General features: G+C 77.5%; 5 protein-coding genes. 2 read left to right on the forward strand and 3 right to left on the reverse strand.

The genetic code is table 11. From position 1 onward, the window contains the following. On the forward strand, nt 1-1232 hold a 1232-nt coding region (locus ACFVXK_RS37020), incomplete at its 5' end, for a poly(A) polymerase (RefSeq protein ID WP_389621298.1). A gap of 257 nt (nt 1233-1489) precedes the next feature. On the opposite strand, the gene ACFVXK_RS37025 is transcribed toward ACFVXK_RS37020, so the two are convergent. After that, nucleotides 1490-2407: an NADP-dependent oxidoreductase gene (locus ACFVXK_RS37025; RefSeq protein WP_389621309.1), complete on the reverse strand. Its 918-nt coding sequence runs from the start codon at nt 2405-2407 to the stop codon at nt 1490-1492. A gap of 155 nt (nt 2408-2562) precedes the next feature. Continuing rightward, nucleotides 2563-3642 (reverse strand): RNA ligase (ATP), encoded by a 1080-nt coding sequence (locus ACFVXK_RS37030; protein WP_389621301.1) that lies wholly within the window; start codon nt 3640-3642, stop codon nt 2563-2565. Between the two features lie 142 nt (nt 3643-3784). On the opposite strand from ACFVXK_RS37030, the gene ACFVXK_RS37035 reads away from it, so the two are divergent. After that, nucleotides 3785-4528 carry an SDR family NAD(P)-dependent oxidoreductase gene (locus tag ACFVXK_RS37035; RefSeq protein ID WP_389621304.1) on the forward strand — a complete coding sequence of 248 codons (744 nt, stop codon included), beginning with the start codon at nt 3785-3787 and terminating at the stop codon, nt 4526-4528. 125 nt (nt 4529-4653) lie between these two features. Here the strand turns inward: ACFVXK_RS37035 and ACFVXK_RS37040 are convergent. Beyond that, nucleotides 4654-5068, reverse strand: a 415-nt coding sequence (locus ACFVXK_RS37040) for a peptidoglycan-binding protein (RefSeq protein WP_389621306.1), incomplete at its 5' end; no start/stop codon positions are given.

Genomic DNA, 5068 nt, shown 5'->3' on the forward strand with positions numbered 1-5068 from the left:
CCGCCCCCCAAGCACAGCGAACTCCCCTCTCGTCTGCGGCGTCCACCGGCCCGGGGGCCGGACTCGACGCCCCGGGGACGCAGGAACCCGGGTCGGCGGCGCGGGCGGGGACCGGGGGTACGGACGACGGGGCCGGCGGGCGGATCGCCGCGCGGATCGTGGCGGCGCTGCCCGGGGCGGTGGTGCGGGTGGCCGGGTCCCGGGCGATGGGCTGCGCGCTGCCGGGGGCCGACCTGGACCTGGTGGCGGTGCTGCCGGGCGCGGCCGACGCCGGGGCGGTACGGGCCCGGATGGCGGCCGCGCTGCCGCAGGCCGAGCGGGTGCGGGAGGTGACGGGCGCGCGGGTGCCGGGGCTGCGGCTGCGTGTGTCGGGGCTGGACGTGGACCTGGTCGTGGTCGGGTCCGGCGGGCTGGATCCGGCCCGGGCCGTGGAACGGCGCGCGGAGCTCGGGGAGGCGGCCGCGGTGGCGCTGAGCGCGCTCGGCGACGCCGAGGCCGTACGGGCGGCCGTGGGGGCGGAGCACACCGCCTTCGCCGGGCTGGCGCGGGAGGTCAAGGCCTGGGCGCGGGCCCGGGGACTGGACTCGGCGCCCTTCGGCGGCCTGCCCGGGCTGGCCTGGACGGTGCTGGCGGCGCGGACGGTACGGGAAGCCGCGGACCGGTCGCCCGCGGCGTTGCGGCGGGAGTTCTTCGGGACCTGGGCCGCCTGGGACTGGAGCCGTCCGGTGTCCCTGGACCCGGCGGCCGTCACCGCCGCGGGCCCGGACCCGGTCACGGTACTGACCCCCTCGGCGCCGGTCCGCAGCTGCACGGCCCAGGTGGGGTCGGGCCTGCGGGACCTGCTGGTCCGGGAGCTGTACGAGGCCTGGGAACGGCTGGAGGCGGATCCGGCGGGGCCGCTGCCGACGACCCCGCCGCACCGGCGGCACGCCGCCTGGGCGGTGGTGACCGTACGGGCGGACACGGCGCGGGAGTTCGAGGAGCGGCTGGGCCGCGCCCGGGGCCGGATGCGGGCCCTGCTCGCCGCCCTGGAGGAGGCCGGGCTCCCCGAGGTCCACGCCTGGCCGCGCCCCTTCGAACGCTCCCCGGCCCTGGCCCGCTACGCCGTCGGCCTGGGCTCCGCCCCACCGGACGCCGCCGCCCTGGCCGTCCTCACGGCCCCCTGGGCGGCGGCCCTGCCGGGGGTGACGGTGTCCCACGCGGACGGCGGCGAGGTCCCGGACCTACCGTGAGCCGGCGACCGCACACGCGCCCGGATGCGGCCGGGGGGCGGTGTCCTCGTCCGGCAGGACGCGCCCGAGGTCCGCGCCCACGGCGGCCAGGTGCGGTGCCGGACGGCGCGGGCCCGGGGTACCTTCCGGCGGCAGCCGGGGAGCAGGATCCGGGAGAAGCCCGGGCGGCGGGCACGCCGTTCGGGATCGGCCCCCCCCCCTGCGCGCCCCGGCCGTCCCGGCCGGGGGGGCCGCGCCGTGCGGACGGGGTGGGCCGGTCAGAGGTCGATGACGATCTTTCCGGCCGTGTGGCCCTCCTGGCTGAGGGCGAAGGCCTCGGCGAGCCGCGCGAGCGGGAAGGCCTCGGCGACGGTGACCGTCAGCCGGCCCTCGTCGGCGAGCCGGCCCAGCGCCGCGAGGTCCTCGCCCACCGGGCGGACCCACATCCACTGGCCGCCCGCCCCCAGCACCGTGTGGTCGGCGATGGAGGCGTGCCGGCCGCCGTCGGCGAGCACGGCCGTGGTGACGTCCAGGACCCCGCCGACGAAGTCGGCGACCACGCTCACGCCCTCCGGGGCCAGGGCCCGGACCCGCTCGGTGAGCCCGTCCCCGTAGGCGACGGGTTCGCAGCCCAGCTCCCGCAGCCGGTCGTGGTTGCGGGGCGAGGCGGTGCCGATCACGCGGGCGCCGAGGGCGCGGGCGATCTGCACGCCGAGCGAGCCGACCCCGCCCGCCGCGCCGTGGACGAGGACGCTGTCGCCGCTGCCGGTGCCGAGGCGGGTCAGCAGCTGGTAGGCGGTGAGCCCGGCCAGCGGCAGGCCGGCCGCCTGCCGCCAGTCGAGCGAGGCGGGCTTGCGCGCGAGGGCCCGTACGGGGACGGAGACGAACTCGGCGAAGGTGCCGCCGTGCACGTAATCCTTGCGGGCGTACGCGATGACCTCGTCGCCCTCGGCGAACTCGGGGACGTCGATGCCGACCCGTTCGACGGTCCCGGCCACGTCCCAGCCGGGGACCACCGGGTACACGGTGTCCATCAGACCGTCGAGCCCGCCCGCCATGATCTTCCAGTCGACGGGGTTGACCGCCGCGCACCGCACGCGGACGAGGACCTCGCCCGGGGCGACCTTGGGGACCGGGAGCCTGGTCTCGGCCAGTACCTCCGGCCCGCCGTACGTGTCGTACGCCATCGCCCGCATGGTGGGCCGGCCGTCCTGGGGTTCCTGTGACATGGGTGTGCCCTCTCGGTGAACCGGCGGAACCGGCGGAACGGAACCACCCCTTCCCCATCCCACCACGAACCGCCCGGCGGCCCCCGGTACAACACGGGCGGCGCCGGGAAGCCGCCGCCCGCTCACTCGTACTCGGTGCCGCCCTTGCGCGTCAGGTAGGCCGGGCTGACCGCCTTGGCGATGGCGCGCCCGCCGGTGACCGGGCTGTACCGCTCGACGGCCGGCCGGATGACCACGCCCTCGCGCAGGTGCAGGCCCCGCCCGGAGACGGTCTCCCGGCCACTGGCCAGCTCCAGCACGGTCTCCAGGGCGTACGGGCCCTCGTAGAGCCGTGGCACCAGGGGGAGTTCACCCTCCTCCAGCACCCGCGCCGGGTCCAGCCAGCGCACCTGGCCGTCGACCTCGGCGCAGACGTCGAAGACGGCGAACCCGGGCGGGGCGTCGGCGGCCCTGGCCTGCGCCCCGTACGGCAGGTCCTGCACGCCGGCGCCGTAGACCTCGCCGAAGACGCCGACCCGGGTGGCGCCGAGCCGCTCGGCCAGCCGGGCCGCGACCCGTTCGACGCCGTGGCCGCGCACCGCCCGCCAGTAGAGGTTGCGCTCGTCCTCCTTGAGCACCAGGCCGCGCGCGCCGAAGCCCTTGGAGGAGACGAGGACCCGGCCGTCCTCCTCGGCCAGGTAGGTGACCAGGCAGGCCGTGCCGTGGAGCTTCTCGGTCAGGACGACGGGCTCCCCCGGCTCGAAGATCCGCGGGTAGCGCTGGAGGTTCTCGATGTCCACCCAGGGCAGCAGTCCGGGCGCGGCCTCGACCTCGCCGCTCATCGTCGTCGGGACCGGTGGGGACCACTTGACGATGCCCAGGGCCCCGGCGAAGTCGGTGCCCTCCTTGGCGGCCAGCTCCAGGTCCGTCCCGTCGAGCGCGCGCGGCCGGCACACCAGCCCCTGGGACAGCTCGCCGCGCAGCCGGACCGCACGGACCCGGTCGCCGGAGCTTCCGGCCAGCCGGCCGGTGAGGCCGAGCTCCTCGATGAGGGCGGCGGGCAGGACGGCCTGCTCGGGGATGTAGAGGGCCAAGTCCCCGGTCCGGTAGGCGCCCTTGGCGACGACGGCCCGGTAGAGGCCCACCTGGGCCAGCTCCAGGGCGTCCGCGTTCGGGTGTGCGTGGACGGTGAGTTCCTCGACGGTGACGCGCAGGGTGGACATGGCGGCGGCTCCTCGGGGCGGGGGTCGGATCGGTTGCCGGACCACTGTCGGGGCCGCCATTTCCGCTGGTCCACCGGATATCGAGGTGTTAGCCTGCGCCGCGCCCGGCAACGGGCGCGTGCCCGCACGACTTGGAGGAACCATGGAGCGCAGACCCGTCACCATCGTCACCGGAGGCAGCCGGGGGATCGGCGCGGCGACCTGTGTCCGCCTCGCCACCGAGGGCCACGACCTGGTGCTGGGGTACGCGCGCGACGAGAAGTCCGCCGAGGCCGTGGCGGAGCGGGTGCGGGCGGCGGGCGCGCGGTGCCTGACGGTACGGGGCGACACCTCCCGGGAGGCGGACGTGGAGCGGCTGTTCGACGTGGCCCGGGCCGAACTGGGGCCGATCACCGGGCTGGTGAACAACGCCGGGGTGACCGGGCCGCTGGGCCGGCTCGTCGACGCCCGGACGGAGGACCTGCGGCGGGTGGTGGAGGTGAACCTGCTCGGGTACCTGCTCTGCTGCCGCCGGGCGGCCCGCGACATGGCGGCGGACGGCGGCGGTGCCATCGTGAACGTCTCTTCCGCGGCGGCGACCCTGGGCAGCCCCGGGGAGTACGTGCACTACGCGGCGACCAAGGCCGGCGTCGACGCCCTGACCGTCGGACTGTCGAAGGAGCTGGGGCCGGACGGCATCCGGGTCAACGCGGTGGCGCCGGGCGTGATCGAGACCGACATGCACGCCGCCATGGGCGACCCGGACCGCCCGGCCCGGACGGCGGGCGCGGCCCCGCTGGGGCGGCCCGGGCAGCCCGGGGAGATCGCCGGCGCCATCGCGTGGCTGCTGTCGCCGGACGCCTCGTTCACGACGGGCGCCGTGCTCCGCGTCTCCGGCGGCCGCTGAGCCGGTCACGGGGGCCGGAGCACGGACGGCAGGAGCACGGACGCCGGAGCACGGACGGCAGGAGCCGTGCGGGTCGGCGTGTCGGGCGGCCCGGCGCCGGCCGGGGCCGCGTGGCCCCGGTGGCGTCAGCCGAAGGCGGCCCGGGTGTTCGGGCCGTAGACGCCGTTCGGGTCGCCCTTGATGTCGCGGTCGTGCTGGAGCTGGGAGACCCCGCGCTTGGTCTGGCCGTCGTAGACCCCGGTGATCCGGACGTAGGTGAACCCCTGCCCGTAGAGCCGCTCCTGGAGCTCCCTGACCTCCGGCCCCTTGTCGCCCGGGCGCAGGGTGCCGGAGCCGCCCGGCTCCTTGGCGGGTCCGTCCGGCGCCTTGGTGGTGGGGCTCGTCGAGGGCTTCGCGGTGGACGGGGACGGGGAGGGCGCGCGGGTGGCGGCGGAGGGCTTCGCCGTGGCCGCCTGGGCGCGCACCTCGGGGTCCCCGGCGCCCGGGCTGCGGGCGGGCAGCGCCGGCAGGGCCAGGTCCGGGCGGACCGGGGCCGGATCG

This window comes from Streptomyces sp. NPDC058157, from assembly GCF_042884105.1.
Classification (GTDB): Bacteria; Actinomycetota; Actinomycetes; order Streptomycetales; family Streptomycetaceae; genus Streptomyces.